Source organism: Saccharopolyspora flava, assembly GCF_900116135.1.
GTDB classification, from domain to species: Bacteria; Actinomycetota; Actinomycetes; order Mycobacteriales; family Pseudonocardiaceae; genus Saccharopolyspora; species Saccharopolyspora flava.
On the sequence record NZ_FOZX01000002.1, the window covers coordinates 14,074 to 32,824 of the forward strand.

An 18,751-nucleotide genomic window follows, 5' to 3' on the forward strand; every position below is an offset into this window, starting at 1 on the left:
ACCGATGTCCGTCGACGTCGCAACCCAGCAGGAGCAGTCCTGGATGGCTCGCGCGATCGAGCTGGCCACCGCCAACGTGCACGACGGCGGCGGCCCGTTCGGCGCGGTGATCGTCCGCGACGGCGAGGTCGTGGCCACCGGCGCCAACCGCGTCACCCCCGACCTGGACCCGACCGCGCACGCCGAGGTCGTCGCGATCCGCAACGCCTGCCGGGAGCTGGGCACGTTCTCGCTGGCCGGCTGCGTGCTGGTGACCTCGTGCGAGCCGTGCCCGATGTGCCTGGCCTCGGCGATGTGGGCCCGGGTCGACCGGGTCCTGTTCGCCGCCGACCGCGACGACGCGGCCGCGGCGGGCTTCGACGACCGCGCCTTCTACGACGCGATGGTCGACCCCGCCCAGAACCCGACCGCGGTCGTGCGGATCGACATCGCCAACCGCAACGAAGCCTTCGACGCCTGGCGCAACAAAGCAGACCGCGTCGATTACTGAGAACGAGCGCACAACCCGCGCAATCCACGGCGATGACCGGGTCGCCACCTGACACGAGCCGCTGACCTGCGGTTCCATCACCAAACGCCCCGCACCTGGCTTTCGGCGAATTCTCGCCGGGCTCAACCCTGCCCGGAAAACCGACGTCCCGGGGGCGCCCACCGGCATGGGAGGACGCAATGACCCAGCAAGTGACCACCAGACCCGGCAGCGGGCTGGACCGCGCGTTCCGGATATCGGAGCGCGGTTCCACCGTCGCCCGCGAACTGCGCGGCGGCCTGACCACCTTCGTCGCGATGGCCTACATCGTGATGCTCAACCCGCTGATCCTCGGTTCCGGAACCGACGTGACCGGCGCGAAGCTCTCCCCCGAGCAGCTCACGACCGCCACCGCCGCCACCGCGGGCGTGATGACCATCGTGATGGGCCTGGTCGGCAACGCCCCGCTGGCGCTGGCCACCGGTCTGGGCGTGAACGCGGTCGTGGCGTTCACCATCGCGCCCACCATGACCTGGGCCGAGGCGTTCGGGCTCGTGGTGCTCGAAGGCGTGGTGATCGTGGCGCTGGCGCTCAGCGGCGTCCGCGAGAAGATCATGAACGCCATCCCGGAGCCGCTCAAGATCGCCCTCACCGTCGGCATCGGCCTCTACATCGCGCTGATCGGACTGGTCAGCGCCGGTTTCGTGACGCGGGTGCCGGACTCGCAGGAGACGACGGTTCCGGTGCAGATGGGCACCGACGGGCACCTGGCGGGCATCCCGATCGCGGTGTTCTGCGTGACGCTGCTGGTGATGATGGGCCTGATGGCCCGCCGCACTCCCGGCGCCATCCTGCTGGGCATCGTGACCGGGACCGTGCTCGCGCTCATCGCCAACTCCGCGCTGAACATCGCGCCGGAGCAGTGGGGAACGGTGGTCCCGGAGCTGCCCGCGAACCTGGTGGGCACGCCCGACTTCGGGCTGTTCGGGCAGGTGGACCTGTTCGGCGGGTTCGCCGCGGCCGGCGGTGTGGCGGCGACGGTGTTCCTGTTCACGCTGGTACTGTCCGGGTTCTTCGACGCGATGGGCACGATCACCAGCGTCTCCTCGCAGGCCGGGCTCGCCCAGGACGGCAAGGTGCAGGGCATGGGCCGCATCCTGGCCGTCGACGGCGTGGCCGCCGCGGCGGGCGGGTTCACCGGTGCGGCCCCGAACACGGTGTTCCTGGAGTCGGCCGCGGGCGTCGCCGAAGGTGCCCGCACCGGCCTGGCCAGCGTCGTCACCGGCCTGCTGTTCTGCCTGACGCTGCTGATCACGCCGCTGGCCTCGATCGTCCCGGCCCAGGCCGCGGCACCGGCGCTGGTGATCGTCGGCGGCCTGATGATGTCGCAGGTCCGGCTCATCCCGTGGAACGACCCGGACTACGTCATCCCGGCGTTCCTGACGCTGGCGGTCATCCCCTACACCTACATGATCACCAACGGCATCGGTGCGGGCCTGATCGCGTTCGCGGTCATCAAGCTCGCCCGGGGCAAGGTCCGCGAGATCGGCTGGCTCGTCGGTTCCCTGGCGATCGTCTTCGCGATCTACTTCCTCATCTCCGGCCTCACCGGCCTCTGACACCCACCCCGTGTCGAAAACCCCGGTTTTCATCGCGTCAAAAACCCCGGTTTTCGTGGCGCGAAAACCGGGGTTTTCGACACGCGTACTACCTTCGGGGGTGTGATGTCGCCAGCTGGAGTTGTGCTCGCCGCGGGGGCGGGGCGCCGGTTCGGGATGCCGAAGGCGCTGGTGGAGCACCAGGGGTCGTTGTTGGTCGACCGGGCCGCGCGGGTGCTCGCCGAGGGCGGCTGCGATCCCGTGGTCGTGGTGCTCGGGGCCGCCGCCGAGGAGGTGCGGGAGCGGGCCGAGCTCACCGGGGTGACGACCGTGTTCAACCCCGACTGGTCGACCGGCATGGGGTCCTCGCTGCGGGTCGCCCTGGAGTCGCTGCGCGACTGCGACGCCCCGGCGGCGCTGATCCTGCCCGTCGACATGCCCGGCATCGGCCCGGAGGCCGTCCGCCGGGTCGCCGCGCTCGCCTCCCCCGACGCGCTCGCGGCCGCCTCGCACGGCGGACGGCGCAGTCACCCCGTGTTGCTGGGACGCGCGCACTGGACCGGTGCAGCAGCCTCCGCGTCGGGTGACGCCGGCGCCCGCGACTATCTCCGGCAACGCACGGTGACGATGGTGTCCTGTGACGACGTATCGGAGGGCTTTGATGTGGACCAGCCTGAAGATCTGCACCGACCGGCCACGTAGAGTGCCAGGGCGACCGAGAGGCGCTGTTGAGAGCCGGTGCGCCTAGCATTGTCTTCCGGTCGAGAGCTCCAACGCCCGAGCAAAGTGGAGAGCGGAGGCATCCATGGCTGGCGGTCATATCACCGCGAACTACGTACCCCAGGGCGATGACTGGCAGATCACCGTCACCGACGGTGACGACCAGAAGACCGCGCGTGCGCCCGGCCTGATCGCCGCCCGGGACCAGGCCGACCAGCTCATCGAGCAGCTCTCGCCCGGCAAGGCCGGTCGCGTGGTGATCCACCTGCTCGACGGCGACGGGTTCGCCTTCACCACCGCCTACCTGCAGGCCCGGCACGGGCTGTCCGACGAGGCCACCGACAGCGCGGCCCGCGCCGCCGTCGCCAACGCCCCCGCCCAGTAACGACCGCGCGCACCCACTCCGGGGTGTCACCGCTCGGTGGCTCTTCGCGACCCACCGATCACGTGCACAGGGGATGAACGCGACGGGACCTTAGGATGGCGTCCGTGAACGCGCCGACCAGTAGTGCACTCCAGGAGGAAGCAGCGGTGGCCAGCCTCGAACCGAGCAGGCCGCCCGCCGGCCGGGGACGCCCGCGGGACGCCTCCCGCGACGCCGCGCTGCGGCAGGCCGCGATGGAGGTGCTGGCCCAGGTCGGCTACCGGGCTCTGACGATGGACGCCGTCGCCGCGCAGGCGCGCGCGGGCAAGGCCACCATCTACCGCCGCTGGGACTCCAAGCTCGACCTGGTCATCGACACCTGCAACGAGCTGGTCCAGCGCAGCATCCCCGAACCCGACCTGGGTTCGGTGGCCGCCGATCTCGGCGAGTTCCTGCGCTCGTTCGCGACGCTGCTGACCGGTCCGGTCGGCAAGGCCGCCCAGGCCCTGGTCGGCGAGCTGCCGCACGAACCGGAGCTGGCGGTGAAGTTCCGCGAGTCGTTCCTGCTGCCGCAGCGCGACGTGCTGCGCCGGATCATGGAGCGCGGCGTGCAGCGCGGCGAGATCAGCCCGAACGCCCCGATCGACACGGTCGGCGAGCTGGCCGGTGCGGGCTTGATCTACCGGCTGATGCTGGCCGACGAACCGCTGGACACCGGGTTCGTGGACCGCCTGCTCAACGAGGCGCTGCTGCCGCTGCTCAAGCGCTGAGGCCTCGTTCGGCGGGTTAGGGTCGCCGGGACACATCGCGGAGGAGGTCGTTCGTGTCCCAGGTTCTCTCGCTGAGCCGCTGGCCGGTGAAGTCGCTGCGCGGCGAGCAGGTGAGCGCCGCCCGCTTCGACGAGCGCGGCATGGCCGGTGATCGCGCGTACGCCCTGCTCGACGAGCGGCCGAACCGCGTCGGCAACATCGTCACGGTCCGGCAGAACCAGTCGCTGCTGTCCTGGTCGGCGCACTACGGCGACCAGCCGGACCCCGCGGACTCACCGACCCTGGTCGGCCCGGATTCCCAGCAGCTCTCCTGGGACGACCCGGAGCTGGCCGACGAGCTCGCGAAGTCGCTGGACATCCCGGTCCGGCTGAACCCGGCCGACGGCCAGCAGGACCGGGGTCCGACGGTGCTGGTCACCTTCGAGTCCTCGCTCCGCGGTCTGGGCGAGGAGCTGGGCGCGGAGGTCGATCTGCGTCGGTTCCGGACGAACCTGCACGTCGAGGCGGAGCTGCCGCCGTTCGCGGAGCAGGACTGGGAACCGGGCGCGACGATCACCGTCGGCGAGGTGGAACTGGCCGTGACCGGCGAGAACTCCGGCCCGTGCATCCGCTGCGCGGTGCCGAGCTGGGACGCCGAGGGGCGGGAGCGCTGGCGGGAGCTGCAGACTCACCTGATCCAGGCGCACGAGAACAAGTTCGGCGTGATCATGCGGGTGACCAGGCCGGGAACGGTCGAGGTGGGTGACGAGGTCACCGCGGGGTGAGGGAGTTCCGTTGTCCTGGGGCCAGGTCCGAGACCCCAGAACAACGGCACCTCACTTGAACAGCTTGCGCACGACCACGACGGTGACCAGCGCGCCGACCCCGATGAGCGCGTAGCGCACCTTGGGGTCGTTCAGCTTCTCCTTGACGCTGGCCTTGCCGGCGTCGACGAACTTCTGCGGGTTCGCCTGCACGCTCAGCCGGTCCAGCGTGTCGGCCAGCGCGTCACGCGCCTGCTCGATGTCACGCTCGATGGCATCTTGATCACGGGCCACGTGTCCTCCTCACGTTCACCTGGCTGCCCACACCGTAGTTCACGGCGGATCACCCGACGCACGAGCCGCGCCCATGTCGCCTGCTCGGGTCTTCCCCCGTCGGGCAAAAACATGATCGACATACGCGATACGCTGTGCCCACCGAGGCCCGCCAGGGCCGCAGGGGCCGTAGCCCAATTGGCAGAGGCACTAGGTTTAGGTCCTAGACAGTGAGGGTTCGAGTCCCTCCGGCCCCACCACATCGTCTGTCCGGCTGTCCGGATTCGACGTCCGTTCTGGCTGGTCGATGAGGACTGGTCACGTCGGCGACCGGGCGGCGCACCCGGAAAACCGCCGCGCCGAGGGGCGGCCAGCGACATTCACCGGGGTGTGTGACACCGGTTGGTGTGATCGGGCTTTGCGAAGTTGATCTCGCAGTTGAGGGTGGAGTTCCACGCTCAAGATCAACTCTAGGAGATTGCGTGCGCACCACCATCAGCACGATCACCGCGGCGGCGGGCGTCGCCGCCGCACTGCTCGTGGGCACCGCCGGAGCCGCCAGCGCCGCCGGGCAGCCGCTCACCGAGCTCGACGCTCAGCTCCCCGTGGGCGCACTCGCCCAGCTCTACGACATCCCGCTCGAACTCTGGGGGCTTGCCGCCAGTGACACTGCCGACAGTGCGGACGTCAGCGATGGCGACCCCATCATCGACCTGCCGAAGCCGGCGGAGGAGCAGCCCGCAGGCTGACGCCCGCGGCTTGAGGACCGGACGCGCTCGCCTCCCCGGAGGCGGGCGCGTTCTCCGAGGCAGGACCGGTGTTCCGGACGGTCCCGGTCACGTTGGCGAGCCTTCCCGGACACGTCGGGTGGGGCGACTAGAGTCGGGAGAGCTCCGCCCGGGTCGACGTCTTCGGAGAGGTCTGCGTGTCTGATCAGTTCGTTCACCTGCATGTGCACACCGAGTTCTCGATGCTCGACGGTGCTGCGAAACATGATGCGCTGTTCAAAGAGGTCTCCCGCCTCGAACAGCCCGCGGTGGCGATGACGGACCACGGCAACATGTACGGGGCGCACTCCTTCTACACCAAGGCCACCAAGGCCGGGGTGAAGCCGATCATCGGCATCGAGGCCTACATCGCGCCGGAGAGCCGCTACCACAAGAAGCCCGTGTTCTGGGGCGAGCGGGCGCGCACCGGCAAGAAGGAAGTGGACGAGTACGGCGAGAGCGGCGACGTCTCCGGCGCCGGTGCCTACACGCACATGACGATGCTCGCGCAGAACTCGACCGGGCTGCGCAACCTGTTCAAGCTGTCCTCGCTGGCGAGCATCCAGGGCTTCTTCCGCAAGCCGCGGATGGACAAGGAGCTCATCGCCGAGCACTCCGAGGGCATCATCGCCACCTCCGGCTGCCTGGCGGGCGAGATCCTGACCCGGCTGCGGCTGGGCCAGAAGCAGGAGGCGCTGCAGGCGGCCTCGGACTACAAGGACATCTTCGGGCCGGACCGCTTCTTCATCGAGGTCATGGATCACGGCATCCAGATGGAGCGCAACATCCGGACCGAGCTGCTGGACCTCGCCAAGCAGCTGGACCTGCGGACGGTGGCGACCAACGACAGCCACTACGTGACCAACGACCAGGCCGGTCACCACGACGCGCTGCTGTGCCTGCAGACCCGCTCGATGATCGCCGACACCGACCGGTTCAAGTTCAACGGCGACGGCTACCACATCAAGAGCTCCGAGGAGATGCGCGAGTACTGGGACGAGGAGGTCCCGGGCGCGGCCGACAGCACGCTGCTGATCACCGACATGGTCGAGGGCTACGAGGAGGCCTTCGCGCCGCACAACCGGATGCCGCAGGCCAAGGTCGAGGCCGGGCGCACCGACGTGGAGATGCTGCGCGACGAGGTCGAGTCGTTCATCCCGACCCGCTTCAAGGACGGCCAGTTCACCCAGGAGTACCGCGACCAGCTGGAGTGGGAGCTCAAGGTCATCACGGAGAAGGGCTACAGCTCCTACTTCCTGGTGGTCGGCGACATGATCCGCTGGGCCAAGAACAACGGCATCCGGGTGGGTCCGGGTCGTGGTTCGGCGGCGGGTGCGCTGCTGTCGTACGTGCTGCACATCATCGACATCGACCCGCTGCAGCACGGGTTGCTGTTCGAGCGGTTCCTCAACCCCGAGCGCGACTCCCCGCCCGACATCGACATCGACTTCGACGAGCGTCAGCGCGAGCGGGTCATCCAGTACGCCAAGGAGAAGTACGGCGAGGAGTACTTCGCCAAGGTCATCACCTACGGCACGATTAAGACCAAGGCCGCGTTCAAGGACGCCGCGCGCGTGCACATGGGGCAGGCGGGTTTCCAGCTGGCCGACCGGTTCTCCAAGGCGCTGCCCGCCCCGATCGCGGCGAAGGACATCCCGCTGTCGGGCATCGTCGACCCCGAGCACGAGCGCTACCCGGAGGCCGCCGAGGTCCGCTCGCTGATCGAGACCGACCCGCAGATCGGCAAGATCTTCGACACCGCCCGCGGCCTGGAGGGCCTGATCCGCAACGCGGGCGTGCACGCGTGCGCGCACATCATCTCGCGCGAGCCGCTGCTGGACGTGCTGCCGCTGTGGAAGCGCGACGACGGCGAGATCATCACCGGCTGGGACGGTCCGCAGTGCGAGGCCGTGGGCCTGCTCAAGATCGATATCCTGGGCCTGGTCAACATGACCACGATCGACGACACCGTGCGGATGGTGAAGGCCAACCACGGCATCGAGGTCGAACCGCTGGACATTCCGCTGGACGACACCAAGACCTACGAGATGCTCGGTCGCGGTGAATCGCTGGGAGTGTTCCAGCTTGAAGGTGGCGGCATGCAGTCGCTGCTCAAGCGCATGCAGCCGACCCGGTTCGGCGACATCGTCGCCTGCGTGGCCCTGTACCGGCCGGGCCCGATGGACGTCAACGCGCACCTGGACTACGCCGACCGCAAGAACGGCAAGAAGCCGGTCGAGCCGATCCACCCGGAGCTGGACGAGCCGCTGAAGGACATCCTGGGCGAGACCTACGGTCTGATCGTCTACCAGGAGCAGATCATGGCGATCGCCCAGAAGGTCGCCGGGTACACGCTCGGACAAGCAGACCTGCTGCGGCGAGCCATGGGTAAGAAGAAGAAGGAGGTGATGGACGAGCAGTTCGCCAACTTCTCGGCGGGCATGCAGGAGCGCGGCTACTCGAAGGAAGCGATCGAGCAGCTGTGGGCCACCGTCCTCCCCTTCGCCGGCTACGCGTTCAACAAGTCGCACGCCGCCGCCTACGGCCTGGTCACCTACTGGACCGCCTACTTCAAGGCCCACTACCCGGCCGAGTACATGGCCGCGCTGCTGACCGCGAACAGCAACAACAAGGACAAGACCGCGGTCTACCTCTCGGAGTGCCGGCGGATGAGCATCGAGGTGCTGCCGCCGGACGTGAACGAGTCGATGACCCAGCACACGGCCGTCGACGGCCGGATCCGCTTCGGCATGGGCGCGATCCGCAACGTCGGCGCCAACGTCGTCGAGTCGGTCATCTCCTCGCGGGAGGAGAAGGGGAAGTTCGCGTCGTTCACCGACTTCCTCGACAAGATCGAGATCACCGCCTGCAACAAGCGGGTCATCGAATCGCTGATCAAGGCGGGCGCGTTCGACTCGCTCGGCCACACGCGGATGGCGCTCAACGCCCACCACGAAGCCGCGGTCGACGCGGTGATCGGTCTCAAGCGGCAGCAGGCGATGGGCCAGTTCGACCTCTTCGGCGGGGACGACGCGGGCCCGTCGGAGGACACCTCGCCGCTGGCGCACCTGCAGTTCACCGACGAGGAGTGGCCGCGCAAGCAGCTGCTGGCCTACGAGCGGGAGATGCTGGGCCTGTACGTCTCGGCGCACCCGCTCGACGGTGCCGAGCGGCTGCTGGCTCCGTACCAGGACACCAGCATCGCCGAGCTCGTCGGCGGTGAGCGCGAGCCCGGCGGCTACGGCAGCAAGGAGCAGCAGCCCAAGATCGCCGGGATGATCTCCGGCATCCAGCGGCGGCTGAACAAGAACGGCCAGCCGTGGGCGATCGTGACCCTGGAGGACTTCGAGGCCAGCATCGAGGTGCTGTTCTTCCCGAAGTCCTACGAGATGTTCGCCGACTGCCTGGTGGAGGACAACGCGCTGGCGGTCAAGGGCCGGGTCAACGAGCGCGAGGGCGAGATCAGCGTGTTCGCCTCCGACGCGGTCCCGATCGACATCACCGCCGCCGAGACCGACCCGGGCAGCGAACCGCCGCTGGTGCTGCGCGCGGACTCCCGCAAGCTCACCGAGGACGTGATCAGCGAGCTCAAACAGACCTTCGCCGCGCACAAGGGCACCACCCCGGTGCACGTGCACCTCGGCAAGACCCGCCTGGAACTCCCGAAGTGGCCGGTCAACGTCTGCACCGAACTCGTCTCCGAGCTCAAGTCCGTCCGAGGCATCGCAGTCGAACGCGCAGGCCGCTGACACCCGGCGTGGCCCGGACTCCTCCCGGGCCACGCCGGCAACGCCTCACCAGGGGACAGTTTTAGCCATAACCGTCCGCCATCGACGCCCGAAATGTCCAGACAGTTCTAACTAAAACTGCCCCCTACCAACCACGATCGACCGCTCCGCCACCCCGGAAAACCCGGTCACCGCTGCTTCTCGATGTGCTCGAAGATGTCGGAGTCGGTCTCGCGCTGCCACTGGGGCATGTCCGCCCAGTCGGCGACGTACGCCGGCTTGGGATCGGCGAAGTGCTTGTAGATCTGACCCGTCCAGCACAGGGCGACGAACCGGCCCTTCTGCTCGCGGGTGAGCTTCGACGCGTTGCCGCCGGTCGCCTCGATGAAGTCCCGCACCTGCTGACACACGGCCGCAGCGCTGGCGCGCTCCCAGTCAGGCGTCTCCTCCCACGGCGCAACGTATCCGGGTTTCGGGTCGCCCGGGTAGTGCGCCCGAACACCCTCGATCCACGCCTCGCGGAAGACACGACCGTTCTCGTCGGACACCGAACGTTCAGCTATCACACTTGCGCTTGATTGACTATCGCACTTGCGGACGGTCGCGTATCGCGGCTGCGTTCGGCGGGGACAGTTTTAGCCATAATCACCCATGATCAATGTCCGTTATGTCCGGACAATTATGGCTAAAACTGTCCCCAGGCGACCACGCCACCCTCGCGAGGCAGCGGAGTCAGGCGCGGGTGGTTCCGTGGGGCCCGAGGATCGGGATCGGGAGTGTCGGTCTCGGGCCGCTTGGTCGATGCCGTTCATCCATCACGTGCCCAGCGACGCGCCGAGCGCGCTCACCAGCACCTCCACGCAGGATGACGCTCGCGCGGGCGTACGCGTCCTGGCGGTTGTCGGTTCGGACTTCGGCCGTAGGGTCGGTGTAGGCAGTTGCTTACTTCGGATCGAGGTTTTTCGGCATGGGTAGTGACGGACGGGTTTGCGTCGTGACCGGGGCGAATTCCGGGACCGGATACGTGACGGCGTTGGAGTTGGCTCGGGGCGGGGCGAACGTCGTGATGATGTGCCGCAACGCCGAGAAGGGGGAGGCCGCGCGGGCTGCGATCGTCGCCGAGACCGGGAACGAGCGGGTCGAGCTGATCGTGGTGGACCTGGCCGAGATGGCCGACGTGCGGCGGGCCGTGCGGGAGTTCACCGAGCGGCACTCGACGCTGGACGTGCTGGTCAACAACGCCGGAGGCGTGACGCAGACCCGGCGCGAGTCCTCCGAGGGGCTGGAGGCCATGTTCGCGGGCAACTACCTCGGGCACTTCCTGCTGACCACCTCGCTGCTCGACCAGCTCAAGGCGGCCGGGAACGCGCGGATCATCAACGTCAGCTCGATGGCGCACAAGGGCGCGCGGATCGACTTCGACGACCTCCAGAACCGCAGCGGCAAGAACGCGATGCGCGGGTACGGGCAGTCGAAGCTCGCGCAGATCCTGTTCACCTACGAGCTCGCCGAGCGGCTGCGCGGGACCGGCGTCACCGTCAACGCGATGCACCCCGGGGCCGTGGCGTCCGGGTTCAAGAACGGGACCGAGGGCGTCATCAAGGCCGTGGTCGGGGCGTTCTACGCGGCTTTCGGCATCTCGCCGGAGAAGGGCGCCGACACGATCCTGCACCTGGCGAACTCGCCGGAGGTCGCCGACGTCAGCGGTAAGTACTTCATCAAGCGCCGGCCGGTGGCCACCAGCAAGGTCTCCTACGACGTCGAGGTGCGCCGCCGGTTGTGGGCGGTGTCCGAGAAGCTGATCGCCGACGTCGCGGGCTGAGATACCGTTGAGGCGGTGGCTCTTCTCAAGCGGCGGGCGTGGTGATCGGTGAGCGTCAAGGTTGTTCTGCTCGATGACGAGGACCTGGTGCGGTCCGGGATCCGGATGATCCTCGAATCCGATCCCGAGATCCAGGTCGTCGCCGAGGCCGCCCACGGCGGCGGGATCGTCGACCTGGTGGCCAAGCACGCGCCCGACGTGGTGCTCACCGACATCCAGATGCCCGAGGTCGGCGGCCTGGAGGTGACCCGGCGCCTCGCCGCGCTGCCCGACCCGCCCGCGGTGGGCGTGCTCACCACCTTCGACATCGACGAGTACGTGCACGCGGCGCTGCAGAACGGGGCGGCTGGATTCCTGCTCAAGGACACCCGGCCGCACGATCTCGTCGCCGCCGTGCACACCCTCGCCGGGGGCGAGGCGATGCTCTCGCCCCGCATCACCCGGAAACTGCTGGCGGCCTTCTCCACCGGTGGTGGCGCAGCGCAGTCGGCGAAGGCCAAGATGGAGCAGCTGACCGCGCGGGAGCGCGAGGTGGCGGTGGCGGTCGCCCAGGGTTCGAGCAACGCCGAGATCGCCGCCGACCTCTACATGAGCCAGTCCACCGTGAAAGTCCACATCGGACGCATCATGCAGAAGCTGGACGCGGTCAACCGGACCCAGGTGGCGATCATCGCCCACGACGCCGGTCTGGCCTAGCAGGCGGCTCGGCGGTAGGCGTCTCCGCGGCCGATGAAGAACCACGCGAGCACGCCGAGGAACGGGGCGCAGAAGGCGATCACCAGCCACACCAGCGTCATGCCGAACGACAGCGGCGAGCCGATGATGCTCACCACGGCGCAGACGAACAGCGCCAGCCACCCGAACAGCAGCAGCGCGACCAGGCCCAGGCCGCCGAACGAGAGCAGCAGCTCCGGGTCGCTGAAGAGCCGGCCGAAATCCATTGCGTTTCCCTTCCACGAGTTCGTCGTTCGATCACCAACGCTAGGGATTCGCGGCCACCGCGGCGTCCCTCTACCCGCTCGTCCGAACTTGGCCGAAAGTCGTACGCGCCTCGGCCGGTCGGAGAAGGCCGGAGCGGATCCGCGCAGCTAGAGTCGGCCCGGTGCGTCACCTCGACCGTGAGCGCCTGCTGTCCTGGTGGGACGGCAAGGTGTACCAGCTGCCCATCGACATCGGGCTCGCGCTGTTCTTCTCCGGGCTGTTCCAGGAGTTCACCTCGCCGTGGATGTTCCTGCTGCACCTCGCGGGCATGCTCGCGCTGGTGGCGCGCAGGGGGTTCCCGCTGGTGCTCGCGGCCGTGTCGATCGCGCTGCTCGTCTTCGCCCAGTACCCGCCCGTGGCGTGGGTGGCGCTCTACACGTGCGCGCGGCGCTACGGCGCGTCCCGCACCACGTGGATCACCGGTGTCGTGATCATCGCGGCGGGGGTGGGCGCGCAGTTCGCCCGCTTCCCCGCGTGGGACGGGTTCGCGACGCTGCTGAGCATCGGCGTGAACTCGGCGCTCTACACGGTCCCGGGGATGCTCGGGTTGTGGCTGCAGCAGCGGCAGGTGCAGGTGGCCGCCACCCGCGAGCGCATCCAGCGGGCCGAGCGGGAGCGCGCGCTGCGGGCCGAGCGGGCCGTCGGCGACGAGCGGCGCCGCATCGCCCGCGAGCTGCACGACGTCATCGCCCACCGGGCCAGCGTGCTGTCGCTGCAGGCCGGTGCGCTGACGCTGCACGCGAAGGACGCGCGCACCGCCGAGACCGCCGAGATCATCCGGGACAACAGCTCCAAGGCCCTCACCGAACTGCGCGGGATGCTGCGCGTCCTGCGCGAGGGCCCGTCGGAGATCGCCGAGGCGCCGACCGCCGCCGACATCGCCGAGCTGGTGCGCGAGAGCGGACCGGGAGTGCGGTTGAGCATCCCCGACGAGCTGCCCGCGATCTCCGGGACCACCGGCAGGGCCGCCTACCGGGTGGTGCAGGAGGCGCTGACCAACGCCGCGCGGCACGCGCCGGACGCCGAGGTGTCCGTCGTCGTCGAGGCCGGTGACGAGCTGTCGGTGACCGTCACCAACGGGCCGAGCCCGCGGCCGCCCGCCCCCGGCGCGGGGTACGGGCTGCTGGGGATGCGGGAGCGGGTCGCGCTGGCCGGCGGGACGCTGGAGACCGGTCCCACCGGCGATGGCGGGTTCCGGGTGGCGGCGGTGCTGCCGAGGATGTCCGAAAGTCGTAGCGACTCGTAGCTGGAAGTCAGACGCCCCGCACCTCGTGGTGTTGCGATGCTCGACGGCATCCGATCCGACATCGAGGAGCAGGGTTGATCACCATCGGGGAACTGACCAAGCGCTACGGCGATCGGCTCGCCGTGGACCGGCTCAGCTGCACCATCCGGCCGGGCGTGGTGACCGGTTTCCTCGGCCCGAACGGGGCCGGGAAGTCCACCACCATGCGGCTCATGCTCGGCCTCGACCGCGGCGAGGGCGAGGTTCGCTTCGGCGATCGCACCTACCGGGAGCTGCGGAATCCCGCACGCAGCGTGGGGGCGCTGCTCGACGCGCGGGCCGTGCACCCGGGCCGCACCGCGCTCCAGCACCTGCGCATGATCGCCGCAGGCGCGGGGATTCCCGAGCAGCGGGTGCGGGAGGTGCTGGCCGCCGTCGGGCTCGACGACGTGCGGTCCCGCCGCGCGGGCGGGTTCAGCCTCGGCATGCAGCAGCGGCTGGGCATCGCCGCCGCGCTCGTCGGCGACCCGGAGCACGTGATCCTCGACGAGCCCACCAACGGGCTCGATCCCGAGGGGGTGCGCTGGATCCGGGCGCTGCTGCGCAACCTCGCCGACGAGGGCAGGACCGTGTTCGTCTCCTCGCACCTGCTGTCGGAGGTCGCGCAGCTCGCCGACGACCTCGTGGTCATCGGCGAAGGCCGGTTGATCGCCGCCGAACCGGTGCGCGACTTCATCGCCGCGCACACCCGCACCCACGTCATCGTCCGCACGCCCGACGCCGAGCGGTTCCAGGAGTGGTTGCGCGCCAACGGGTTCCCGGTCGCGCGGGAGGACGACGGCGCGCTGCGCATCGACAGCGGCGACGTCGACGCGGTCAGCGACGCCGCCCGCCGGGCCGGGGTCGCGATCCGCGAGCTGCACACCCGCCGCAGCAGCCTCGAGGACGCCTTCTTCAACGCCACCGCCGACGCCACCAGCTACCGAGGAGAAGCAGCATGACAACGCTGGAAGAGCAGCCGTCCACCGACCGCTCCCCCGGCTTCGCGCGCTCGCTGCGCTACGAGTGGGCCGCGTTCCGGAGCCTGCGGTCCAACTGGGCGCTGATGGGGTCCGCGGTGGTCGTGCACCTGCTGCTGACGATCGTCGCGCACGACTCCCACGACACCGGCGACATCACCTTCAACAAGGTGATGTCGGTGGCCTGGCTGTTCACGGTGCTGGTCGGGGCGTTGGGGGTCAACGCCTTCGGCACCGAGTACCGGTATCGCACGATCGTGACGACGATGCTCACCGCGCGGTCCCGGACGCACGTGCTGCTGGCGAAGGCCGTCGTGGTCACCGCGGCGGCGATCGTGGCCGAGTGCGCGGCGCTCGCCTCGTCCTGGCTGGTGCTCGCGGGCATGTTCGGCGCGGCGCCGACGGTGTCGACGTCGCTGGTGCAGGGCGCGGGCGCGGTCGTCTACGCGGTGCTGGTGACGCTGATCGGGCTCGGGCTGGCGGTGCTGCTGCACGGGTCGATCACGCCGATCGCGCTCCTGGTGGTGTGGCCGCAGATCGAGATGTTCCTGATCAACCGGCTGGACCTGCCGGAGTGGCTGCTGTTCGTGCTGCACCCGTTCTACTCGGCGCGGCAGCTGATCAGCGACTCGCCGGCCTGGCCGGGGACGCTGCCGATGCTGGGGTTGGCGGCGGTGCTGCTGGGGGCGTCCGCCGTCGTGCTCAACCGCCGAGACGTGTGAGTACGGTGTCCGACGTGCTGGCCGAACGGACGCGCTCGTGGTTGTCGTGGTGGGACGGTTCCCCGCGGTCGCTGCTGTTCGACCTCGCGGTGGCGGCCGCGCCGATCGCCGGGGAGTTCTACGCGCACGGCGGGCGTCTCGGCGACACCTCGCCGCTGACCATCGCCGCGCTGATCACCGGGTTCCTCGCGCTGGTGGTGCGCAGGCGCTTCCCGTTCGCGGTCGCGATGGTGGTCGCCGCGAGCAGTCTGGCGATGGATCCCGTCATCGGGCTCTCGGAGGTCGCGCTCTACACCGCGGCGAGCCGGATCGGGCCGCGGCCGCTGACCTGGATCGCCCTCGCCGCGCACCTGGTGGCGGAGGTTCCGCTCGTGTGGGGCTGGGACCGCCTCTACCTCGGGGCGGCCACGACCGTCGTCGGGAGCTCGGTCGTCGTGCCGCTGTTGCTCGGGCTGTGGGTGTTCGGGCGCAGGCGCGACCTGGCCGAATACCGGGAGCAGGCCGCGCAGATCGAGCGCGAGCGGGAACTGCTGGCCGAGCGCGCCGTGGAGGCGCAGCGGCGCGAGATCGCCCGCGAGATGCACGACGTCGTCGCGCACCGCATCGGCGTGGTCTCCCGGCACGCCGACGTCCTGGCCCGCGAGGCGCCCGACGAGCGCAGCGCCGAGCTCGCCGAGATCCTCCGCTCGACCAGCGCGACGGCGATGTCGGAGCTCAACGACATGCTGCGCGCGCTGCGCGACGAGGCCGAACCCGAGCCCGCCTCGACGAGCACCACCGGCATCGTCGATCTCGTCGACGGCGCCGTCCGGTCGGGCTCGAACGTGCGGCTGGACATGCCCGAGCCCGCGCCCGAGGTCCCGCCGGAGGTGGGGCGCGCGGCGTACCGGGTGGTGCAGGAGGCGCTGACCAACGCCGCCAAGCACGCCCCGCACGCGGCCGTGCGGGTGGAGGTGCGCTGCGACGACGAGGAGCTCGCGGTGACGGTGACCAACCGCCGCAGCACCCGCGGCCACGACGTCGCCCTGCCCACTTCCGGTTTCGGCCTCGTCGGGATGCGCGAGCGGGTCGCCCTCACCGGCGGCACCCTCCACACCGGACGCACCGACGACGGCGGCTACCGCGTCCAAGCCGCCTTCCCCCTCACCCGCGACGACACCTGAGGTTCCTGGTCTCGCAGAGCTCCGGGCTCACGGGGGGGCGACCCAAGACCGGGGACAGTTTTTGCCCTAATCACCCATGATCAATGTCCGTTTTGCCCGGACAGTTTTCACTAAAACTGTCCCCTGGTGACGACCAAGACCAACCGCGCCCAGCCATCCCTCCCCAGGACCGCAAGGTCCGGGATGGCGCGGAGCGCCGGGCTTCTGGGGGTGCCCGGCGCTCCGCGGGGAATTCACGTCCGCAGGAGTTGCGCGTCCCTCAACGGGGGCGCGCTGCACACGTCTCTCCCCCGCTCACCCGCGACGGCGCCGCGGCTCGAAAGATGTGTCGGCGCCCGCGACGACACCGGGGCCCGACATGCGCCGGCGCCGGGCACCTCGTGGGTGCCCGGCGCCGGGTGTTGGATCGCTCCGGTCGTCAGGACCGGGTTTCGCGGGTGCGGTACACCAGCGCGCCACCGCTGATCAGCAGCAGGAGGCCGAACAGCCCCAGCAGTCCGGCGTCGACCGGGGATCCGGTCTGCGCCAGCGGAGCGGCCGCGGCCTGAGCGCCGGAGCCCGTCGCACCACCGGTGCCACCGGTACCGCCGGTACCGCCGGACGCGCAGGCGATCGTGATCGTCACGGGGGCGCTCACCTCCGAGACGGCGCGGGTTCCGTCGTCCTGCGTCGCCGTGATGGTGTGCTCGCCGCACGCCAGCGGCTCGCTCGGGGTGACCGTCCAGGTGCCGTCGGGGTTGACCACGGCGGTGCCGATCGGCCGGCCGTTGTCGTAGACGGTCACCGTCGAGCCCGGATCACCGGTGCCCGAGATGGGCGGAGTGGTGTTGTCGACCGTGGACCCGGGCGCGGGCGAGGTGATCACCGGTGCGTCCGGCCCCCCGGGGTCGACCACCGTGACGGCGACCGGGTCCGACGGAGCCGACGTCGCCCCTTCCGGGCTCTCCTGCGTCGCCGTGAACTCGTGACCACCCGGGGCCAGCGGCGAGGTCGGCGTGAACGACCACTGACCGTCCTCACCCACGACCGCCGTACCGATCGGCCGACCGTCGTCGTAGACCGTCACCGTCGAACCCGGATCACCGGTGCCCGTGATCGTCGGCGTCGTGTCCTCCACCGTCGACCCCGGCGCCGGCGAGGTGATCACCGGCGGTTCCGGAGCGGGCGGCCCGGGAACCGTGACCGTCACGGAGTTCGACGGGTCCGACGTGGCGCCGTCCGGGCCCTCCTGCGTGGCCGTGAGCTCGTGATCACCCGGGCTCAGCGGGTCCGGCGGCGTGAACGTCCACTCCCCGTCCGGGTTGACCGTCGTGGTGCCGATCGGCTGCCCGTTGTCGTACACCGTCACCTCCGCACCGGGCTCTCCCGTGCCGGTGATCGTCGGCGGGTTGTCGGTGACCGTGGAGCCAGCGGCGAGGTGATCGTCGGCGCGTCGAGGCGGTCGCACTCCACGCCGCCGTCGGGGGCCGTCGCGGTCGCGCTCAGCGGCAGCAGCCCGAGGTCCAGGTCCGCGATCTCCCCCAGCAGCGGGGCCGTGATGGTGCCGCTGACGTTGAGGAAGTCCATCGAACCCGACGCGGTCGCCCCGACCGAGTTGTCCTGCAGCTGACCGACGCTCAGCGTCAGGTTCGCCTGCGCGGCACCGAGGTCGAGGTTGATCGGGATGGACATGCCCGCGCTCAGCACGACGGGCTGCTGCCCGGCGATCGTCACCTCCACCGAGTAGTCGTTGGCGGTGACCGTGCCGGTCGTGCCGTCGGACGTCGCGGTGAGCTCGGGCGAGTTGAGCACCTGGATCTCGACCGCATTGTTGAGCAACGACAGGCCCGCGAGGTTCCCGGAGGCGGTCGAGACGACCGAACCCGAGTCGAGCGTCGTGTTGCCCGACGTCGAGACCGCGCCCAGCTCCAGGATGTTCAGCCCGAAGCCCGAGACGTTGAGCCCGAGGTTGGCGTTGGCCAGCTCGGTGGTCGATTGGGCGATGGGCGTGCCGTCCGGGACGCAGGAGATGTCGCCCGGCCAGTTGGTGCTACCCGAGCCCTGCAGCGCGCCCACGGTGAGCACGCCCGGGACGCTGATGTCGCCGAGCCCCATCGTGTAGGAATCGGTCGGCGTTCCCGGTCCGGAATTGGCTTCACCGCTGATCGGATCGATTCCCAGACCCAGCGCGTTCGCCCCGACGTTGGAGGATTCCGCGTGCGCCCGGGGATCACCGGTGCTGTCGACTTCCGTGGCCGAATGCGCGATGGCGGCGTCGATGTCCGCGATTCCCAGAGCGGAGAGTCCGAGCGACAGGACATCACCGGAAGTGGACCCGGAGTACTGCGCGGGAAGCGGATCCGCGATTGCGGGCGCGTGTGCCAAGGCCCCCAATGGACAGCGCGAGG

Annotated in this window: 19 protein-coding genes and 1 tRNA gene; 15 read left to right on the top strand and 5 right to left on the bottom strand. The window is 69.8% G+C overall.

Features of this window, described 5'->3' with window-relative positions; all coding sequences use genetic code 11:
• Positions 1-4 precede the first annotated feature (4 nt).
• The 6 genes from BM424_RS06870 (at position 5) to BM424_RS06895 (ending at position 4,685) form a co-directional block, all read left to right on the top strand.
• Positions 5-490, top strand: a complete 486-nt coding sequence (locus BM424_RS06870) for a nucleoside deaminase (protein ID WP_093414754.1) — start codon at positions 5-7, stop codon at positions 488-490.
• Positions 491-669: 179 nt separating this feature from the next.
• Positions 670-2,088 (top strand): NCS2 family permease, encoded by a 1,419-nt coding sequence (locus tag BM424_RS06875; RefSeq protein WP_093414756.1) that lies wholly within the window; start codon positions 670-672, stop codon positions 2,086-2,088.
• 105 nt (positions 2,089-2,193) lie between these two features.
• On the top strand, positions 2,194-2,769 hold the full coding sequence (locus tag BM424_RS06880) for a nucleotidyltransferase family protein (protein ID WP_093415642.1): 576 nt from the start codon (positions 2,194-2,196) through the stop codon (positions 2,767-2,769).
• Positions 2,770-2,872: 103 nt separating this feature from the next.
• A complete protein-coding gene (locus BM424_RS06885) occupies positions 2,873-3,172 on the top strand; it encodes a hypothetical protein (protein WP_093414757.1) in 300 nt (99 codons plus the stop codon).
• A 104-nt stretch (positions 3,173-3,276) separates the two neighbouring features.
• Entirely contained in the window at positions 3,277-3,921 is a 645-nt protein-coding gene (locus BM424_RS06890) for a TetR/AcrR family transcriptional regulator (protein ID WP_245775667.1), read from the top strand.
• A gap of 53 nt (positions 3,922-3,974) precedes the next feature.
• Positions 3,975-4,685, top strand: a complete 711-nt coding sequence (locus BM424_RS06895) for an MOSC domain-containing protein (protein WP_245775668.1) — start codon at positions 3,975-3,977, stop codon at positions 4,683-4,685.
• A gap of 51 nt (positions 4,686-4,736) precedes the next feature.
• Here the strand turns inward: BM424_RS06895 and BM424_RS06900 are convergent, their stop codons facing one another.
• A complete protein-coding gene (locus BM424_RS06900) occupies positions 4,737-4,958 on the bottom strand; it encodes a DUF3618 domain-containing protein (protein ID WP_093414760.1) in 222 nt (73 codons plus the stop codon).
• 162 nt (positions 4,959-5,120) lie between these two features.
• On the opposite strand from BM424_RS06900, the gene BM424_RS06905 reads away from it, so the two are divergent.
• The 3 genes from BM424_RS06905 to dnaE all read left to right on the top strand — a co-directional run bounded on the left by BM424_RS06905 (position 5,121) and on the right by dnaE (position 9,453).
• Positions 5,121-5,197, top strand: a tRNA-Leu gene (locus BM424_RS06905).
• A 222-nt stretch (positions 5,198-5,419) separates the two neighbouring features.
• On the top strand, positions 5,420-5,686 hold the full coding sequence (locus BM424_RS06910; protein ID WP_093414762.1) for a hypothetical protein: 267 nt from the start codon (positions 5,420-5,422) through the stop codon (positions 5,684-5,686).
• A 176-nt stretch (positions 5,687-5,862) separates the two neighbouring features.
• On the top strand, positions 5,863-9,453 hold the full coding sequence (gene dnaE / locus BM424_RS06915) for a DNA polymerase III subunit alpha (RefSeq protein WP_093414763.1): 3,591 nt from the start codon (positions 5,863-5,865) through the stop codon (positions 9,451-9,453).
• Positions 9,454-9,620: 167 nt separating this feature from the next.
• Here dnaE and BM424_RS06920 read toward each other — a convergent pair whose 3' ends face one another.
• A complete protein-coding gene (locus BM424_RS06920; protein WP_093414764.1) occupies positions 9,621-9,980 on the bottom strand; it encodes a hypothetical protein in 360 nt (119 codons plus the stop codon).
• A gap of 419 nt (positions 9,981-10,399) precedes the next feature.
• Between BM424_RS06920 and BM424_RS06925 the strand changes: the two genes are divergently transcribed.
• Positions 10,400-11,254, top strand: a complete 855-nt coding sequence (locus BM424_RS06925) for an SDR family oxidoreductase (protein WP_093414766.1) — start codon at positions 10,400-10,402, stop codon at positions 11,252-11,254.
• A 48-nt stretch (positions 11,255-11,302) separates the two neighbouring features.
• The gene (locus BM424_RS06930; RefSeq protein WP_093414767.1) at positions 11,303-11,950 is read left to right on the top strand and encodes a response regulator; all 648 of its coding nucleotides are present in this window, start codon (positions 11,303-11,305) and stop codon (positions 11,948-11,950) included.
• On the opposite strand, the gene BM424_RS06935 is transcribed toward BM424_RS06930, so the two are convergent.
• Positions 11,947-12,195, bottom strand: coding sequence for a PLD nuclease N-terminal domain-containing protein (locus BM424_RS06935; protein ID WP_093414768.1), 249 nt, complete (start codon positions 12,193-12,195; stop codon positions 11,947-11,949). The two genes, BM424_RS06930 and BM424_RS06935, sit on opposite strands and share 4 nt — an antisense overlap.
• Before the next feature lie 161 nt (positions 12,196-12,356).
• On the opposite strand from BM424_RS06935, the gene BM424_RS06940 reads away from it, so the two are divergent.
• The 4 genes from BM424_RS06940 to BM424_RS06955 all read left to right on the top strand — a co-directional run bounded on the left by BM424_RS06940 (position 12,357) and on the right by BM424_RS06955 (position 16,364).
• The gene (locus tag BM424_RS06940; protein ID WP_093414769.1) at positions 12,357-13,481 is read left to right on the top strand and encodes a sensor histidine kinase; all 1,125 of its coding nucleotides are present in this window, start codon (positions 12,357-12,359) and stop codon (positions 13,479-13,481) included.
• Positions 13,482-13,555: 74 nt separating this feature from the next.
• On the top strand, positions 13,556-14,461 hold the full coding sequence (locus BM424_RS06945) for an ATP-binding cassette domain-containing protein (RefSeq protein ID WP_093414771.1): 906 nt from the start codon (positions 13,556-13,558) through the stop codon (positions 14,459-14,461).
• The gene (locus tag BM424_RS06950) at positions 14,458-15,201 is read left to right on the top strand and encodes an ABC transporter permease (RefSeq protein ID WP_093414772.1); all 744 of its coding nucleotides are present in this window, start codon (positions 14,458-14,460) and stop codon (positions 15,199-15,201) included. The genes BM424_RS06945 and BM424_RS06950 overlap by 4 nt, the downstream gene beginning before the upstream one ends.
• A gap of 14 nt (positions 15,202-15,215) precedes the next feature.
• Positions 15,216-16,364 (top strand): sensor histidine kinase, encoded by a 1,149-nt coding sequence (locus tag BM424_RS06955; protein WP_093415644.1) that lies wholly within the window; start codon positions 15,216-15,218, stop codon positions 16,362-16,364.
• Between the two features lie 418 nt (positions 16,365-16,782).
• Here BM424_RS06955 and BM424_RS06960 read toward each other — a convergent pair whose 3' ends face one another.
• Both BM424_RS06960 and BM424_RS06965 read right to left on the bottom strand, forming a co-directional pair.
• Complete coding sequence (locus tag BM424_RS06960; protein WP_139274019.1) at positions 16,783-17,811, bottom strand: Ig-like domain-containing protein; 1,029 nt, start codon at positions 17,809-17,811, stop codon at positions 16,783-16,785.
• The gene (locus BM424_RS06965) at positions 17,709-18,728 is read right to left on the bottom strand and encodes a hypothetical protein (protein WP_093414775.1); all 1,020 of its coding nucleotides are present in this window, start codon (positions 18,726-18,728) and stop codon (positions 17,709-17,711) included. The genes BM424_RS06960 and BM424_RS06965 overlap by 103 nt, the downstream gene beginning before the upstream one ends.
• Positions 18,729-18,751 lie beyond the last annotated feature (23 nt).

Coding starts and splice junctions, on each gene's coding strand:
- BM424_RS06950 (WP_093414772.1), top strand. CDS start 14,458: ATGACAACGCTGGAAGAGCAGCCGTCCACCGACCGCTCCCCCGGCTTC.
- BM424_RS06870 (WP_093414754.1), top strand. CDS start 5: ATGTCCGTCGACGTCGCAACCCAGCAGGAGCAGTCCTGGATGGCTCGC.
- BM424_RS06885 (WP_093414757.1), top strand. CDS start 2,873: ATGGCTGGCGGTCATATCACCGCGAACTACGTACCCCAGGGCGATGAC.
- BM424_RS06880 (WP_093415642.1), top strand. CDS start 2,194: ATGTCGCCAGCTGGAGTTGTGCTCGCCGCGGGGGCGGGGCGCCGGTTC.
- BM424_RS06935 (WP_093414768.1), bottom strand. CDS start 12,195: ATGGATTTCGGCCGGCTCTTCAGCGACCCGGAGCTGCTGCTCTCGTTC.
- BM424_RS06875 (WP_093414756.1), top strand. CDS start 670: ATGACCCAGCAAGTGACCACCAGACCCGGCAGCGGGCTGGACCGCGCG.
- BM424_RS06925 (WP_093414766.1), top strand. CDS start 10,400: ATGGGTAGTGACGGACGGGTTTGCGTCGTGACCGGGGCGAATTCCGGG.